This is a genomic window from Mycobacterium sp. RTGN6 (genome assembly GCF_033804605.1).
In the GTDB taxonomy this organism is placed as follows: domain Bacteria; phylum Actinomycetota; class Actinomycetes; order Mycobacteriales; family Mycobacteriaceae; genus Mycobacterium.
Map to the genome: position 1 here is coordinate 180,196 of NZ_JAPZKZ010000014.1, position 16,988 is coordinate 197,183.

13 protein-coding genes are annotated in these 16,988 nt (G+C 70.2%); 5 read left to right on the plus strand and 8 right to left on the minus strand.

The genetic code is table 11. The features are described 5' to 3' along the window. Positions 1–102: 102 nt before the first annotated feature. Positions 103–1,125: a PDZ domain-containing protein gene (locus SLQ33_RS29655; RefSeq protein ID WP_319457493.1), complete on the minus strand. Its 1,023-nt coding sequence runs from the start codon at positions 1,123–1,125 to the stop codon at positions 103–105. An 88-nt stretch (positions 1,126–1,213) separates the two neighbouring features. On the opposite strand from SLQ33_RS29655, the gene SLQ33_RS29660 reads away from it, so the two are divergent. The 3 genes from SLQ33_RS29660 to SLQ33_RS29670 are packed head-to-tail and all read left to right on the plus strand — an operon-like array spanning position 1,214 to position 4,850. Further along, positions 1,214–2,554 carry a zinc-dependent metalloprotease gene (locus SLQ33_RS29660; RefSeq protein ID WP_319457494.1) on the plus strand — a complete coding sequence of 447 codons (1,341 nt, stop codon included), beginning with the start codon at positions 1,214–1,216 and terminating at the stop codon, positions 2,552–2,554. Between the two features lie 55 nt (positions 2,555–2,609). Then, a complete protein-coding gene (locus SLQ33_RS29665; protein WP_319457495.1) occupies positions 2,610–3,449 on the plus strand; it encodes a TOMM precursor leader peptide-binding protein in 840 nt (279 codons plus the stop codon). 60 nt (positions 3,450–3,509) lie between these two features. Continuing rightward, positions 3,510–4,850: an ABC1 kinase family protein gene (locus SLQ33_RS29670; protein WP_319457496.1), complete on the plus strand. Its 1,341-nt coding sequence runs from the start codon at positions 3,510–3,512 to the stop codon at positions 4,848–4,850. A 26-nt stretch (positions 4,851–4,876) separates the two neighbouring features. On the opposite strand, the gene SLQ33_RS29675 is transcribed toward SLQ33_RS29670, so the two are convergent. The 3 genes from SLQ33_RS29675 to SLQ33_RS29685 form a co-directional block, all read right to left on the minus strand. Next, positions 4,877–5,170 (minus strand): WhiB family transcriptional regulator, encoded by a 294-nt coding sequence (locus tag SLQ33_RS29675; RefSeq protein WP_319457497.1) that lies wholly within the window; start codon positions 5,168–5,170, stop codon positions 4,877–4,879. Between the two features lie 150 nt (positions 5,171–5,320). Then, a complete protein-coding gene (locus SLQ33_RS29680; RefSeq protein ID WP_319457498.1) occupies positions 5,321–5,500 on the minus strand; it encodes a hypothetical protein in 180 nt (59 codons plus the stop codon). 143 nt (positions 5,501–5,643) lie between these two features. Beyond that, positions 5,644–7,782, minus strand: coding sequence for an ATP-dependent DNA helicase UvrD2 (locus SLQ33_RS29685; protein ID WP_319457499.1), 2,139 nt, complete (start codon positions 7,780–7,782; stop codon positions 5,644–5,646). 81 nt (positions 7,783–7,863) lie between these two features. Here SLQ33_RS29685 and SLQ33_RS29690 point away from each other — a divergent pair, with 81 nt between their 5' ends. After that, the gene (locus SLQ33_RS29690) at positions 7,864–8,106 is read left to right on the plus strand and encodes a mycoredoxin (protein WP_319457500.1); all 243 of its coding nucleotides are present in this window, start codon (positions 7,864–7,866) and stop codon (positions 8,104–8,106) included. Positions 8,107–8,149: 43 nt separating this feature from the next. On the opposite strand, the gene nudC is transcribed toward SLQ33_RS29690, so the two are convergent. Together nudC and SLQ33_RS29700 are read right to left on the minus strand one after the other, a co-directional pair. Further along, positions 8,150–9,073 (minus strand): NAD(+) diphosphatase, encoded by a 924-nt coding sequence (gene nudC / locus SLQ33_RS29695; RefSeq protein ID WP_319457501.1) that lies wholly within the window; start codon positions 9,071–9,073, stop codon positions 8,150–8,152. A gap of 1 nt (position 9,074) precedes the next feature. Continuing rightward, a complete protein-coding gene (locus tag SLQ33_RS29700; RefSeq protein WP_319457502.1) occupies positions 9,075–10,169 on the minus strand; it encodes a potassium channel family protein in 1,095 nt (364 codons plus the stop codon). Between the two features lie 45 nt (positions 10,170–10,214). Here SLQ33_RS29700 and SLQ33_RS29705 point away from each other — a divergent pair, with 45 nt between their 5' ends. Then, entirely contained in the window at positions 10,215–10,616 is a 402-nt protein-coding gene (locus SLQ33_RS29705; RefSeq protein WP_319457503.1) for a hypothetical protein, read from the plus strand. Here SLQ33_RS29705 and SLQ33_RS29710 read toward each other — a convergent pair. After that, on the minus strand, positions 10,613–13,840 hold the full coding sequence (locus SLQ33_RS29710; RefSeq protein ID WP_319457504.1) for an ATP-dependent DNA helicase: 3,228 nt from the start codon (positions 13,838–13,840) through the stop codon (positions 10,613–10,615). The genes SLQ33_RS29705 and SLQ33_RS29710 overlap by 4 nt on opposite strands. Continuing rightward, positions 13,837–16,944 carry an ATP-dependent DNA helicase gene (locus SLQ33_RS29715; RefSeq protein WP_319457505.1) on the minus strand — a complete coding sequence of 1,036 codons (3,108 nt, stop codon included), beginning with the start codon at positions 16,942–16,944 and terminating at the stop codon, positions 13,837–13,839. The genes SLQ33_RS29710 and SLQ33_RS29715 overlap by 4 nt, the downstream gene beginning before the upstream one ends. Between the last annotated feature and the right edge of the window lie 44 nt (positions 16,945–16,988).

Here is a 16,988-nt window from a genome sequence, read left to right on the forward strand (position 1 = left end):
ACTCCAGTCCGGGTGTGTCTCTACCTGCTCGGGGCGTCGCGCTCGGGCTCGATAACCGTGTCGACGTGCCACAACTCTACGCATCGACCGGGCAGGGACTGTTCAGCAATGGGGAGGTTCGCCACCGGCGGAATACGTCTTCAGCGCGTCCACCGCCGTCGTGAGGGTGTCCACCTTGATCAGCTGCATGTCGTCCTCGTGAGCGGTCTTGGCCTCGGCGCAGTTGTCCGCGGGCACCAGGAAGGCCGTCGCACCCGCTTCCCTGGCCGCGAGCATCTTGTGGGTGATGCCCCCGATGGAGCCCACGTCACCCTTGCCCGTAATCGTGCCCGTGCCCGCAATGAACTTCCCGCCGTTGAGGTCGCCGGTGGTGAGCTTGTCGATGACGGCGAGGCTGAACATCAACCCGGCCGACGGTCCGCCGATGTTCGCGAGGTTGAACTCGATCGAGAACGACGCCCACGGGGCGTCCAGCACGCCGATGCCCAGAAAGCCGTGGTCGCGGTCGGGATTGGTGCCAAGGGTGATCGTCGTCGTGCCCAGCGGGCCGTTCTTGCGCCGGTAGTCGACGATCAGCTGGTCGCCGGGCTTGGTGTTCTTCACCACCGCGGTGAACTCTTCGAGCGTGGCCACGGGCTTGTTGTTCACCATGTCGATGGCGTCGCCCGGTTGCAGCTTGCCCGCCGACGGTCCCGGGTCGGTGACGGTCTCGACCGTCACCGCCATCGGGTACTTCAGGTAGGCCAGCGCGGCGTATTCCGCGTTGTCCTCCGAGCGCTTGAAGTCGGTGTTGTTCTCCTCGTTGACCTCGTCCTTGGACTTGTCCGGCGGATAGACCAGATCGCGCGGCAGCAGCTGCTCATTGCCCGACATCCACAACGCCAGCGCCTGACCGAGCGTCAGCCCGTCGCTCTGCGAGACGGTAGTCATGTTGAGGTGCCCGGCGGTCGGATGGACTTCGGTGCCCTCGATGTCGACGACTTCCTTGCCCTCGACCTCGCCAAGGGTGTCGAACGTCGGGCCGGGCCCCAGCGACACGAACGGCACCGTCACCGCCGACAGCAGCACGCCGAACGCCACGATCGGCACCAGCGCCACAAACACCGTCGAAATCCGCCTGTTCACGACGCCCACAGTAAGGCTCACGTGTGGGTTCACTCTCAGCGTGACCCGCGTGGCGACCTCGCGCCCGTCCTGTGAGTACCGTTGAAGCATGGCTGACCTGCCCTTCGGCTTCGCCGCGGGAGACGACCCCGACCGTGACAAGCCCAAGAAGGACCCGGACCCCGGTTCGGGGTCGGATCCGTTCGGCTTCGGTGGGTCCGACTTCGACATGTCCGACCTCGGCCAGATCTTCTCCAAGCTCGGTGAGATGTTCAGCGGCGCAGGCAACGTGATGGGTGGCGGGACGCAGTCCGGACCGGTCAACTACGACCTGGCCCGGCAGCTGGCGTCCAGCTCGATCGGCTTCGTCACCCCCGTGCCCGAGGGGACCAGTACCGCCGTCGCCGACGCCGTGCGGTTGGCCGAGACGTGGCTCGACGGCGTGACCGCACTGCCCGCAGGCACGACGAAGGCTCTGGCGTGGACGCCCAGCGACTGGGTGGACAACACGATGGACACCTGGAAGCGCCTGTGTGATCCGGTGGCCGAGCAGCTGTCGACGGCGTGGGTCTCGACGCTTCCCGAGGAAGCCAAGAGCATGGCCGGGCCGCTGCTGGCGATGATGTCGCAGATGGGCGGCATGGCGTTCGGATCGCAACTGGGTCAGGCGCTCGGCAAGCTGTCCCGAGAAGTGTTGACCTCCACCGACATTGGGCTCCCACTCGGCCCCAAGGGGGTGGCGGCACTGATGCCCGAGGCGGTCGAGGCGCTGGCCGAGGGACTCGAGCAGCCGCGCAGCGAGATCCTCACGTTCCTGGCGGCGCGCGAAGCCGCCCATCACCGGCTGTTCAGCCACGTGCCGTGGCTGTCGAGCCAGCTGCTCAACGCCGTCGAGGCGTTCGCCAAGGGCATGAAGATCGACACCAGCGGCATCGAGGACCTCGCCAAGGGGTTCAACCCGGCAACGCTCGGTGATCCCGCCGCCATGGAACAGCTGCTCAACCAGGGCATCTTCGAGCCGAAGGCCACCCCCGAACAGGTGGCGGCCCTGGAACGCCTCGAGACGCTGCTCGCCCTCATCGAGGGATGGGTGCAGACCGTGGTGACCGACGCGCTGGGCGACCGGATCCCGGGCACGGCGGCGTTGTCCGAGGTGTTGCGGCGCCGCCGGGCGACGGGCGGCCCCGCCGAGCAGACGTTCGCGACGCTCGTCGGCCTCGAACTGCGCCCCCGCAAGCTGCGCGAGGCCGCGGTGCTGTGGGAACGGCTCACCGCCGCCGTTGGCTCCGACGCGCGCGACGCGGTGTGGCAGCACCCCGACCTGCTTCCCGGCGCCGAAGACCTTGACGAACCCGCCGCCTTCATCGACAGCATCGTCGGTGGCGACACCAGTGGCATCGACGAGGCCATCGCCGACCTCGAACGCGAGCAGGGCGACGACAAGGGCTGACCTGCCCTGTGGATAACTTCGGCGTGGTGTCGCGGGCGCGTGGCACAGTCATCTCGTGTCGTGCCACACGCTCAATCCGACGTTGCCGGTGCTGGTCCGGCCCGACGGTGCCGTGCAGGTCGGGTGGGATCCACGGCGCGCCATGCTGGTCCGGCCACCGGACGGGTTGACCGCCGGAGCGTTGGCCGACCTGCTGCGGACCATGCAGTCGGGCACCGCAATGTCCGAGCTGTGCACCCTCGCGCGCAACCGTGGCGTCACCGACACCGACGCGATGACCGCGCTCGTCGCGTCCCTCACCCAGGCTGGGCTGGTCACCACCAGCCGGCCGCGCACCCGCTCGGCGTCCATCCGCATCCACGGCCGCGGTCCCCTGTCCGACCTGCTGGCCAGTGCGCTGCGGTGCTCGGGCGCCAAGGTTCGACACAGCAACCTCACCCACGCCGCCGTCACCCCGGCCACCACCGATCTGGTGGTGCTTTCGGACTTCCTGGTCGCTGATCCCCGGGTGGTGCGCGAACTGCACGAGGCGAAGGTGTCGCACCTGCCGGTCCGCGTTCGGGACGGCACCGGCCTGATCGGGCCGCTGGTGATCCCCGGCGTCACCAGCTGCCTGGGCTGCGCCGACCTGCACCGCAGCGACCGCGACGCCGACTGGCCCGCGGTGGCCGCCCAGCTTCGCGGCACCGTCGGCAGTGCCGACCGGGCCACGGTGCTGGCCACGGCGGCGCTCGCACTCAGCCAGGTGCACCGCGTCATCAAGACCATCGGCGGCGACGACGACGCTCCGGCACCCGAGCCGCCGCCGACGCTCGACACCACGCTCGAGTTCGACGTCAGCACAGGCACCACCACCGCCCGCCGATGGTCGCGGCATCCGCGCTGCGACTGCTGAGCGCCCGAGCTACTCACCAGGCGGTGTTCGGCACGTCACAGCAGGGCATTCAGGTCGGTCATGGATGATGGTCGGGTGGCAGACATCAAGCGCGGAGGTGCCGCCCGCAACGTGAAGCTGGCGAGCCTGCCCGTTGGCATCGCCGGACGCGCGGCGCTCGGGTTCGGCAAACGGTTGACCGGCAAGTCCAAGGACGACGTCAACGCCGAGATGATGGAGAAGGCCGCCCACCAACTCTTCACCGTGCTCGGTGAGCTCAAGGGCGGAGCGATGAAGGTCGGCCAGGCGCTCTCGGTGATGGAGGCGGCCGTCCCCGAGCAGTTCGGCGAGCCCTACCGCGAGGCGCTGACCAAGTTGCAGAAGGACGCTCCCCCACTGCCCGCGGACAGGGTGCACCGCGTGCTCGACGCGCAACTCGGTACCAAATGGCGGGAACGCTTCACCGAGTTCGACGACTCCCCCATCGCGTCGGCCAGCATCGGCCAGGTGCACAAGGGCGTGTGGTCCGACGGCCGCGAGGTCGCCGTGAAGATCCAGTACCCGGGCGCCGACGAGGCGCTGCGCGCCGACCTGAAGACCATGAGGCGCATGGTCTCGGTGTTTCGGCAGCTCGCCCCGGGCGCCGACATCCAGGGCGTGGTGGACGAACTCATTGAGCGCACCGAAATGGAGCTCGACTACCGGCTCGAGGCCGAGAACCAGCGCGCGTTCGCCAAGGCCTACAAGGACCATCCCCACTTCGTGGTGCCCGCGATCGTCGCCAGCGCACCCAAGGTGGTCATCGCGGAGTGGATGGAGGGCATTCCGCTGTCGAAGATCATCCGCGACGGCACAGTGGCGCAGCGCGACCTGATGGGCAGCCGACTGTTCGAGCTCACCTACGACGCGCCGCGCCGGCTCGAGATGATGCACGGCGACGCCCATCCCGGGAACTTCATGCTGCTGCCCGGTGACAAGATGGGCGTCATCGACTTCGGTGCCGTCGCCCCGCTACCCGGCGGCATCCCGATCGAACTCGGCTTGATGGTGCGCTACGCGCTCGAGAAGGACTACGACAAGCTGCTTCCGACGATGGAGAAAGTCGGATTCCTCCAGAAGGGTGAACAGATCCCGCCTCGCGAGATCGACGACATGCTGCGCCAGTACGTCGAACCCATCGAGGTCGAGGTGTTCCATTACACCCGCAAGTGGCTGCAGAAGATGACGGCCATGAACATGAGGCCGGACCGCGCGGCGGGCCAGATCAGAGCGGCCCGCCAGATGGACATTCCGGCCAAACTGGCCATCCCGATGCGCGTCATCGCGTCCAACGTCGCCATCTCGTGTCAGCTCGACGCCCACATCCCCACGAAAGCGCTTGCGCTGGAACTGATTCCAGGGTTCGCCGACGAAGCCGCCTAGCGTCGTCACGCTAGGCGGCTCCTTGGTCAGGCTGCCGCTGGGTTTTCCCGCGGATTCTTGCGAGGCCGCCCACGGGGCCGCTTGCGGGCCACGATGGCTCCCCGATCGAAGATCTCGCCACCCCAAACACCCCACGGCTCTTCACGTTCCAGCGCCATGGTCAGGCATTCCCTGCGAATGGGGCAGTCGGCGCACAGCACCTTGGCCTGCTCCAGATCGGCGGGGTTCTCGGCGAACCACAGGTCCGCATCACCGACGTGGCACGGCAACGCGGGCAGTTCGGCCTTGCCGCATGCCTTTCCGCACGTCTCGGTCGACATCGTCTTCCCTGCTTCCTGGTCGTTGTCGGTTCTGAGCCATCTGTTTGTCTTCGATGGATCTGCGACCAGGTCGTTTCGGGCTTCGAAATGACTATGGCCACGGATCCGGTGATGTCGGGTCCGTGGCCATTTGGCTTCTCGAGGGCTTACCTAGGTGGTGCCCCGATTCACGGACGCGACGGTCGCGGCGGCGGTGCGGCGCTTGGGCCGCGGAATGGCATGGTGCCCAATGGCCGCGGACTGCGCCGCCGGCGTGGCGCCAGCGACACGGAGGGTCCACGACATGCCTGCAACGCCTACGCCGCTAAAATCGGACGAATTCGTGTTCATGCTGGCCCCTCCTTTCCTGCGTGTTCTGACTGGACGCGATGCGCCCCGTACGGGCGCTTCTGAGCGTAGAGGCTAACATGCAAAACCGACAAGCGATTTTCTGACCTGCACATTTGGCACGATTTTTGCGAAACTTGGCGGTTTCACCCTCGCTGGCGGACCAACTCGAGCACGTCGGGCCCGAACTGTTCGAGCTTGCGGGCGCCGATGCCGGGGATCGCGACGAGCGCGGCGTCGTCGGTGGGCAGCGTCTCGGCGATCGCGATCAACGTGTTGTCGGTGAACACCACGTACGCAGGCACTTTGAGCTCCTTGGACGTGGCCAGCCGCCACTCCTTGAGCTGCGCGAGCAGCTCCTCGTCCATGTCGGACGGGCACGTCTCGCAGCGGCGCAACATGATGGCGGCCGGGGTGGCGAGCGCACCGTTGCACACCCGACAGCGCGGAGTGGCGCCGCGCTGGCGGCGCGGCTTGCTGGGCGTCGGTTCGGTGGCCGCCTGCGGGGCGACGCCGTTGAGGAACCGAGACGGCCGACGACTCTGTCGCCCACCGGGCTGCCGCGCCAACGCCCAACTCAACGCCAAATGCATGCGCGCCCTGGTGATCCCGACGTAGAGCAGTCGACGTTCCTCTTCGACGGCCTCACTGTCGGGCCCGTGGGAGAGCGCGTGCGAGATGGGCAGCGTTCCGTCGGCGAGGCCCACCAGGAACACGGCGTCCCATTCGAGGCCCTTCGCCGCGTGAAACGACGCCAGCGTGACGCCCTGCACGACCGGTGGGTGCCGCGCGTCGGCGCGCTGGCGCAACTCGGTCAGCAGTGCGCGCAGCTCCAGCGTCGGACGCTGCGCGACCTCGTCGTCGACGAGTGCGGCCAGTGCGCTCAGCGCCTCCCAGCGCTCGCGGGCCTTGGTGCCCGCGGGCGGCTGCGCAGTCAACCCCAAGGGTTCGAGCACCGCACGGACCACCTCGGGCAGTGGCCCGTCGTTGTCTGGTTCGGCGGACCGCTCGGCCGCGCGCTGCAAGGCGAGCAGCGACTGCCGGATCTCCTGTCGGCTGAAGAAACCCTCGCCGCCGCGGACCTGGAAGGCGACGCCCGCCTCGGTGAGCGCCTCCTCGTACACCTCCGACTGCGCGTTGATGCGGTAGAGCACTGCGATCTCCGATGGCGGCGTGCCCGCTTCGACGAGTTTGCGGATGGCCTTGGCGACCGCGGTCGCCTCGGTCGCCTCGTCGGGATGCTCGTTGAACGTCGGCGTTGGCCCGGGGTCACGTTGGCCGACGAGGTGCAGCCTGCTGCCCGCCATCCGCCCGCGCGCCGCGCCGATGACGCGGTTGGCCAGCGACACCACCTGAGGGGTGGACCGGTAGTCGCGCTCGAGGCGCACCACCGCGGCGTCGGGGAAGCGGCGCGAGAACTCCAGCAGGTGGTTCGGCGTCGCGCCGGTGAACGAGTAGATGGTCTGGTTGGCGTCGCCGACGACGGTGAGGTCGTCGCGCTCGCCGAGCCACGCGTTCAGCACACGCTGCTGAAGCGGGGTGACGTCCTGGTACTCGTCGACGACGAAGCAGCGGTACCGGTCCCGGAACTCCTGCGCGACCGCGGCGTCGGTCTCGATGGCCGCAGCGGTGTGCAGGAGCAGGTCGTCGAAGTCGAGCAGCGTGGTGCCGTCGCGGCGAGCCTTGGCGGCCTCGTAGCCCGCGTACACGGTCGCGATCTTGGCCGCGTCGAACGGGATGTCGCGGCCCACCTTCGCGACCGCCGCGGCGTAGTCCTCCGGGCTGATCAGCGACGCCTTGGCCCACTCGATCTCGCCGGCGAGGTCGCGCACGTCGTCGGTGCTGGCCTGCATGGCGGCGCGGCTGGCCGCCTGCGCGACGACGCCGAACTTGCTGTCGAGCAGTTCCCACCCCGTGTCCCCGACGACGCGCGGCCAGAAGTAGTGCAGCTGCCGACGCGCGGCCGCGTGAAACGTCATGGCCTGCACTGCGCCCGTCGCGACGCCGAGCTCGGCCTCGTGCTCCAGCGCCCGCAGCCTGGCCCGCATCTCACCCGCGGCGCGAGACGTGAACGTCACCGCGAGCACCTGTCCGGGCGCGACGTGGCCTGCCGCGACGAGGTAGGCGATGCGCCGCGTGATGGTGCGCGTCTTGCCGGTGCCCGCACCCGCCAGCACGCACACCGGACCGCGGGGCGCGACGACCGCCTCGCGCTGCTCGTCGTCGAGATCGTCGACGAGGGCGCGCAGCGCGGCCGAGCCGGTCGCCGGAGCCTCGAGGGACATGGCGTCCATCTTGGCAGTGCCCGGCGACAATGCATGGCTCAGCCGGGGCATGTTCGGGAGATCCGATATGTTGATCCCGCTATGAGTGACGCATTGACCATGTACACGACGTCCTGGTGTGGCTTCTGCAGCCGGCTGAAGTCCGCGCTGCGCTCCGAGGGCATCCCCTGGACCGAGGTCGACATCGAAGCCGACCCCGCCGCGGCCCAGTTCGTCGGCTCGGTCAACGGCGGCAACCACGTCGTCCCCACGGTGAAGTTCCCCGACGGGTCGACGCTGACCAACCCGAGCGCCAAGCAGGTCAAGGCCAAGCTCGGCGGATAACGGGCGAATCAGCCCCTGCTCCGGAGCCGCCCCGGCGGCGACATCAGAACGAAGCCCAGGACTCGATGATCTCCCTGGCGATCGAGATCGATCCCGGCAGCAGCAGCCGCGACGGCGAGTCGCTGCTCCAGTCCCCATCCGCGAGCGCGGCGCGCACCTCGTCGCGGGTGAACCACGCGGCCTCGGCGATCTCGCCGTCGCTGAACACGAACTCCTGCTCGGGGTCGCCGATTGCGTGGAACCCGACCATCAGCGACCGCGGAAACGGCCACGGCTGGCTGCCCAGGTAGCGGACGTCGCTGACGGACAGCCCGATCTCCTCGGCCACCTCGCGCACGACACATGACTCGAACGATTCGCCGGCCTCGACGAAACCCGCGATCAGCGAGAAGAGCCGCTCGGGCCACATCGTTTGACGGGCCAGCACCGCTCGGTCGTGCCCGTCGTGGATCAGGCAGATCACCGCGGGGTCGATCCGCGGGAACTCCTCGTGGCCGTTGACCGCGTCGACCCGTGACCAGCCGCTCTTGATGGACTTGGTCGGCGCTCCGTCCACGGCCGAAAAGCGGGCATTGTCATGCCAGTTCAGCAGCGCAGTCGCCGTCGCCACCAACTGCGCACTGACGTCGTCGAAGACAGTGCCCGCGCGGCGCAGGTCGAGCACCTCCGACTCGGCATCGGGGTCCTCGGGGCCCTCCAGCGCACCACGGATCGCCCACACGTGCCTGCCGTCTTCGATCCGACCGAGGAACACGGCGTGGTCGACGGGGGCGTCGGACAGCTTGGCCGCCTTGCCGAGCACGACGCGCCCGCCCGAGATCAGCACCTGGTTGCGCCTGTCCACCCGCAGCAACAGTGCGTCGCGCCAGCCTGCGACGGCGGCCTCGACGTCGGTGCGCAGCACGTCGGCACGGTCGGCGCCGACCCGCGACAGCAGCGGCACGTTGCGCAGTGCAAAGTCCGCCACGTCAGTCCTCGCCGGCTGCGGTCTTGATGACCAACAACTTGTCGCCCAATTCGACGGCGTCGGCCTCCGGTGCGTCGACGCGCAGCAGCTGACCGTTACGCACCACGGCCAGCACGATGTCCTTCATGTGGCGCGGTGATGCACCGACGTCCTTGACCCCGACGGCGCGCTCGCCGAGCGCGAAGCCCGCGTCGGGGGTGAGCAGGTCCTCCATGACCTCGACGACGCTGGGCGTCTTCTTCGCGATGCCCAGCAGGCGGCCAGCGGTCTCGGACGTCACGACGGTGGTGTCGGCGCCGGACTGCTGCAGCAGGTGCTGATTCTCGCCTTCTCGCACCGCGGCGATGATCTTGGCGTGCGGCGCGAGCTCCCGCGCGGTCAGCGTGACGAGGACGGCGGTGTCGTCCCGGTTGGCGGCGACGATGATCGTCTCGGCGTGCTGGGCGCTGGCCAAGCGCAGCACCTCCGAGTCGGTGGCGCTGCCGCGGACCGTCACGAGCCCGGCGCTCTTGGCCCGCTCGAGCGCGGCGACGTTCTCGTCGACGACGACGATGTCGGCCGGCTTCACGCCATCGCTGATCATCGCGGCGACGGCCGTCCTGCCCTTGGTGCCGTAACCGACGACGATGGTGTGGTTGCGCACGTTTCTCCTCCATCGCTGGATCTTCAGCGCCTGGCGCGACTGAGCGGTCAGTGTCTCGACCGTGGTACCGATGAGCACGATCAGGAAGGCGATCCGCAACGGCGTGATCACCAGGACGTTGATCAGCCGCGCCGATGGCGTGACCGGGGTGATGTCGCCGTAGCCCGTCGTCGACAGGGACACCGTCGCGTAGTACAGACAGTCCAGGAACGACAACGGGTCGTTGGGGTTCGGTGCGCTTTCGATGTCGCGGTAGCCGTGGCGATCGAAGTAGACGATCATGACCGCGGCGAACAGCGCGCCGAGCGCGTACACAATGCGCATGGCGATCTTGCGGGCCGGGCTAACGAACCCCTCGGGAATGTTGAGGATGTCGACCAGGTCGGAGTCCGGCCGATCAGTCAGATTGTGCTCGAGCCGATCCAGTCGGCTACGCAACCTACCCCCGGCCACGAGGGCCCAACGATCGCCTGTGGCGCAGCACAGCACAATGTAACCATGACCTCCCTCACCCCAGCAGCCGACAGCGCACCCAGCCAGGCCACCGCTCAGCGAATGGGCGCGATGTTGGTCGGCATGGGCGTGCTTCACTTCGTGGCACCCAAGCCGTTCGACACGATCGTCCCCGCCGAACTGCCGGGCACGCCGCGGTTCTACACGCTGGCCTCCGGCGTCGGCGAAGTGGCGACCGGCGCGCTGCTGCTGGCCCCGCGGACCCGGCGGCTGGGGGCGCTGGCGGCCGTCGCGCTATTCGTCGCCGTCTTCCCGGCGAACATCAACTCCGTCCGGGTGTTCTGGGACAAGGGCTGGGCGGCGCGCATCGGCACCATCGCTCGTTTGCCGCTGCAGGTGCCGATGATCACCCAGGCGCTGAAGGCGTACCGCAACGCGCCGCGTTAGGCGGCCTGCCGGAGCAGTTTCGCCAGCTCGTCGTGGCCGGGCAGCCGCGCCGGACTGACCGTACGGCCACTGGACACGTAGTGGAACACTGCGCGCACCGATGAGGCCGGAACCCCGTGGGTGGCGGCCCAGGCCATCCGGTAGATGGCGAGCTGAATCGCATTGTTCTGCAACGCTTCCTGGTTGCCGGGCGGGTCGCCGGTCTTCCAGTCCACTACCGTGTAGCCGCCGTCCGGGTCGGCGAAGACCGCGTCGATCCGGCCTCGGACCACGGTGTCGCCGATCATCATGTCGAAGGGCACCTCGACGTCCAGCGGCGTGCGCGCCGACCACGGCGATACCGCGAACGCCGCCTGCAGTTCTGCCAGCCGGTCCGCATCGGCCCGGCCGAGTTCGCCGTCGACGGCGCCCGGCAGGTCCTCCAGGTCGAACAGCCGCTCCGCACGGAAGAATCGCTGCACCCATTCGTGAAATGCGGTGCCCAGCAACGCGTGCGGGTCGGGCCGCGCCGGCAGCCGGCGCTGGAGCCGGGCGGCCGCACCGTCGGGGTCGCGCCCGATGTCGACCAACGCACTCACCGACAGCTGCGGCGGCAACGCCACCGGAGGTCGGGTACCGGCGCGCTCCCGCTCGGCGAGCAGGGCGTCGACGTCGGCCCCCAATCCGTCCGCGTCCGGGGCGTTGGTCAGTTCGCCCTTCATGGCCGCGGCGACCAGTGCGGCGCCCCGGTCCACGCCGGAGCCATCCGCCGCCGCGGGCCAGGACCGCTCGATCACGCCGTCGCGCATGGGATTCAACTCGCCGTCGGCGGGCACCGGTGCCCACTGCTCGACGACGCCGCACGGGGCACCGGCCTCCGTCGACTCGTCGATCACGCCCTTGATCTCGACCAGGAAGTCAGAGGGGCCGCGCGGCTTGGCCTCGGTGGCGCCCCAGTGATGACCCGAGAGCAGCAGCGTGTCCTCGGCACGGGTGACCGCGACGTAGAGCAACCGGCGTTCCTCGTCGATCTGACGCTGATCAAGCTGGCGCTTGTGCTCGTCGAGCTTGTCGGACAACGCCTTCCGATCATTCACGTCGGACGTGTCCAGGACGGGAACTCCGTGCTCGGACACCGTCGCTCGATCACCGCGCAGCAGCGGCGGCAGCTCGGCGGCGTCGGTCAGCCAAGTTCGCCGTTGGGCCGTCGAGGGAAACACCCGCCCACTCAGGTGCGGCACGGCGACGACCTCCCACTCCAGCCCCTTGGCGGCGTGCACGGTGAGGATCTGGACGCGATCCTTGGCCACCACCACGTCCGCGGGAGCGAGCCCGTGCTCGACCTCGATGGCCGCGTCCAGGTAGCCGAGCAGACCGCTGACCGACGGCGCAGGCCGTGCGGCGAAGTCGGCCACCACGTCGCCGAACGCGTCGAGGTGCTCCGTACCCGCCCATCCCGAGGACACCGGTTGTACGGCTCGAACTTCCGCGTCCACGCCGAGCATCCTGCGCACCTCCGCGACGAGTTCCGGCAGCGGGTGCTGCAGCTGGGCCCGCAGGGCCGTCAACTCCCGGCCGAGTTCGACGATCCGCTGATGGCCCGACGGCGAGTAGCGCTCGGCGCGACCCGGATCGCAGATGGCGTCGGCGAGGCAGGCCGCGTCGGCATCGGCCGACGCCGAGGCGACGATGCCCTCCACCGACGATCGGGCGGCGCCCGGCCCGTCCAACTCCACCGCGCGGCGCCACAACGCCGCGACGTCGGAGGCCCCGAGTCGCCAGCGCGGCCCCGTCAGCACGCGCATCGCAGCGACTCCCGCAGTGGGGTCAGCGGCGAGGCGCAACGTCGCGACGACGTCGGCGACCTCCGGGATGCCAAGCAGGCCACCGAGTCCGACGACCTCGACGGGCACCCCGCGGGCCCGCAGTGCGTCCGCCATGGGAGCGGCATCCGCGTTGCGGCGCACCAGGACCGCCGTCGTCGGAACCGGGCGGCCGGACGCCACGGCCTCGTCCCAGCGCTGCGCGACGTGGTCCGCTACCCAGGCCCGCTCGCCCGCCACGTCCGTCAGCAACGCGCATCGGACGTCACCGGGCTGTGCGCCTGGCCGTGGCATCAGTTCGCGCACCGCCACCGACCGGCGCCGCGCCTCCGACGAGATCGCATTGGCCAGCTTCAGGGCCCGCGGCGGGTTGCGCCAGCTGGTGCGGAGTTCCAGCGTGGGTGCCGGGGTGCCGTCCGAGCGGCAGAAGTCGGTGGTGAACCGCGGCAGGTTGGTCGCCGACGCCCCGCGCCAGCCGTATATCGACTGGATGGGGTCCCCAACGGCGGTCAGGGCCAAACCGTCGTCGGCTCCCCCGCCGAACAACGACGACAGCGCGATGCGTTGCGCGTGACCGGTGTCCTGGTACTCGTCGAGCAGCACCACCCGGTAGCGCTCCCGCAGTTGCGCGCCGACGGTGGGGAACGTCGACGCGAGCCGCGCCGCCGCCGACATCTGCGTGCCGAAGTCCATCACGTTGTCGGCGCGCATCCGCTGGTGCAGCGCGTCGACGAGTGGGACGAGTTCGGTGCGCTCGGTCTGCGAGGCGAGCATGCCGAGTAGCCGACGGTTGGGTCCGCCGTCGCGTTGACGGGGACCGGCGGGCAGGGTGTGCACCAGCCGCTCCAGTTCGACGTGGGTGTCGCGCAGTTGGTCGGTGTCGACGAGGTGTTCGGCCAGTTGGCCCGCCAACCTCAACACCATCGCGGTGATGGTGCCGGGCGTCTTCTCCGTGTCCAGTGCGCCCGGATGCTCGCACACCACGCGAAAAGCCAACTGCCACAACTCGGTTTCGCTGATCAGCCGGGCGGCGGGCTCTACGGGCAGCAGCAGGCCGTGTTCGCGCAACAGCGTGCCCGCGAACGCGTGGTAGGTGCCGATGCTCGGGTGTTCGTCAACGGCGCCGTCGCCCGGAAGCAGGCCGACGCCCGCGAGCCGGGCCAGCCGGGTGCGCACGCGCCGCGACAGCTGACCGGCCGCCTTGCGGGTGAACGTCAGGCCCAGCACCTGGCCGGGCTGGGCGTAGCCGTTGGCCACCAGCCAGACGACGCGCGCGGCCATGGTCTCGGTCTTGCCTGCGCCCGCGCCGGCGATCACCACCAGCGGTCCGGGCGGGGCGGCGATGACGGCCGCCTGCTCGTCGGTGGGCGGGAACACCCCGAGGGCATCCGCCAGCTCGGCCGGATCGTATTGCGCCGTCACGATTCACCGCTGAGCGCGGCCTGCGCTGGGCACATGGCCCGCACCGGACAGTGCGTGCATCCGGCGTTGATGCGGGCTACGAAGTGCGGACCCTGACTGGCCGCCGCGGCCTGCCGCACGCTGGTGCGCCACTCGTCGCAGGCCTCGGGCGTCAACGCGTCCTGGGCTCGTTCGGTGGCACCCGCGGCACCGGTCTTGCCGAGGTAGACCAGCCGGCCGCCGCCAGGCTCGTCGCCGTCGGGTACCAGCCCCTCGGCGATGGCCAACTGGTACATGGCCAGCTGCGCGTGGCGCTGCGCGTCGTCCTTGCTGACCGGGTTCTTGCCGGTCTTGAGGTCGACCACCACCAGCCTGCCCTGCCCGTCGCGCTCCAACCGGTCCACCCGTCCGCGCACGCGCACGCCGGGCCCGCCGTCGCCGGGCGACAGGACGCCGTCCACGCCGACCTCCGAGCCCGCCTCGGTGAGCTCGTGGCGGGTCTGGGCGCGCCACTGCGCGAACGTCGACACCATGGTGCGGTGGCGTTCGAGCTCGTTGTCCGAATACCACTGCGAATCGAAAGGCAGTTCCGCCCACAGTCTTTCGAGTTCGGTGTGCATCTGGTCCTCGCTGGCTCCCGGGTTGGACACCAGCGCGTGGACGAGCGAGCCGAGCACGGACCGCACGTCGCGACCGTCGGTGCCGCCGTGGCGCTCCAACAGCCAGCGCAGGGGGCAGTCGGTCAGCGTCTGAAGCGTGGACGGCGACATGGTCACGACGTGCTCGTCGCCGGACCACAACGGCGCGTCGGTGGAAGTGGTGGTCGTGGCGTGCCACTGCGTCGGCGCGGCGCCGGGCACGCCCGCCTCGGCCAGTCGGGCGAGTTGCGCTGCGGCGCAGGCCCGCACGTCGTCGCTTACGACACCCTCGGGTGCGCACACCAGCGCCCTGAGTCGCCCCACTACCGCCGCGGGGGATAGCACGCGCGGCGCCGCGCTGGGCGGCTCCGACTCCGCGGGCGGGTCGGTGGCCAACGCGGCGAGCTCGTCGCAGAACGGCGACGGGATGGCCCCGTCGTCACCGTCGCCGTCGACGGCGGTCACCAGCACACGAGCGCGCGCCCGCCCCAACGCCGCGACGAGCAGCCGCCGCTCGTCGGCCAGCACCGGCGCCCTGCTGGACACCCCGGCCTCGGCCACGCCGTCGATGACGTCGACGAGGTGTTGCGTGGCGAGTACGCCACCGCGCGGAGCGGTGTTGGGCCACAACCCTTCCTGCAGTCCCGCGATCACCACGAAGTCCCATTCGCGGCCGAGCGCGGCGTGCGCGGACAGCAGCGCCACCGCCTCACCGCCGGACCGATCGTCGCGCCCCTGCGGGAGTACCAGCGCGCGAACGTGGTCGACCACACCGTGCAACGTCGCGCCGGTGGTGCGCGCGACGTACTGCTCGGCGACGTCGAACAACGCGGTGACCGTGTCGAGGTCGCGGCCCGCCTGAACGCCCCCCGAGCCGCCCCGCTCGACGGCGGCCAGCCAGCGTCGCTGCAAGCCGGAGTGGTGCCAGGCCTGCCACAGCGTGAAGCGCGGATCCTCACCGGCGGTGAAGCTGGTGCACGCGGCGTCCACCACGGCCCGGACCCGACGCACCGGGCGGGCCAGCTGCTCGGGGAGGTCGGATGCGCCCGCTTGGAGTGCGTCGACGACCAGGTCGCCGAATTCGCGTGCGCCGTCGCCGCCCCGGCGCAGGGTGCGCCGCAACTGACGCATGGACACCGGGTCCACCCGGCCGATGGGCCCGGTGAGAACGGCGAGCGCCCGCTCGCCGGTGAGTCCGTCGGCCGTGGCGTCGAGCACCGTCAGCAGCGCCGCCACCGCGGGATGCTCGGCGAGCGCCACGGTGGACGCCTGCTGCTCGACGGGCACGCCGGCCGCCATCAGTGCCCGGCCAAGCGCCGCACCGGCGCGCGGGACCGAGCGCACGATGACGGCCATCTGCGACCACGGCACCCCGTCGACGAGGTGGGCGCGGCGCAGGGCATCGGCCACGACGGCGGACTCCGCATGCGCAGAGGCCGCGATGCGTACCGTGACCGAGCCGGGCTCATCACCCGTGCCGGTGATGCCGCACGCCCCGTCTGCGGCGGGAAGCCTGCGCGCGACGCCGCTGATGGCGTGTGCGACCGCGGGAGCGCAGCGGTGCGACTCGGCCAGCACGACCACCGGCTCGTCGTCCCCACGCAGCAGCGCAGGGTCGGCGCCGCGGTAGCCGAACACCGATTGGCTTGGGTCCCCGGCGATGACGGCGAGCTCACTGCCCGCGGCCAGCACCCGCACCAGCCGGGCGGCCTGGGGGTCGAGGTGCTGGGCGTCGTCGACGAGCAGCAGCCTGATCCGGGCCCGCTCGGCGGTGAGCAATTCGGGATCGGTCGCGAACGCCTCGAGCGCGGCGCCGACGAGTTCGGCGGCGCCCAGCGCGGGCACGGTGGCCTGCGGCGCAGCCATGCCGACGGCGGAACGTAGCAGCATGACCTGTTCGTAGACCTGAGCGAACTGTCCAGCGGCCATCCAATCGGTGCGCCCAGTCCGGCGGCCGATGCGGTGCAGTTCAATGGGATCGATGCCCCGTTCGGCGCAGCGAGCCAGCAGGTCGCGCAACTCGGTGGCGAAGCCGACGGTGCTCAGCGCGGGCCGCAGCTGGGCGGGCCAGCGGACCGACGCGTCGTCGCCGTCCTCCAGGTCGCCCGCGAGCAGCTCGCGGATGATGCCGTCCTGCTCCGCGCTGGTGATCAGTCGCGGAGGCGGATCGCCGTTGCGCTGCGCGGCCAGCCGGAGCACCGCGAACGCGTACGAGTGGACGGTGCGGACCAGCGGCTCGCGCACCGCCGCGCGACCGTCGCTGAGCACCGCGGCCGTCACGGCGGCGCGGGCAGTGGTGCCGAGCCGGGCCGAACCCGTCAGCAGCAGAACGGATTCCGGATCGACCCCGGCGGCGACGTGCGCCGCGGCCGCCCGGATCAGCAGCGTGGTCTTACCCGTACCCGGGCCGCCCACCACCCGCACGGTGCCACGCAACCCAGGCTGCGCCAGCGCCTCGGGCGACAGGGTGGAGTGTGGTGCCGGCATGGGTGAAATGACACCACGGGGGTCCGACAAGCCGGCCTCGTCGC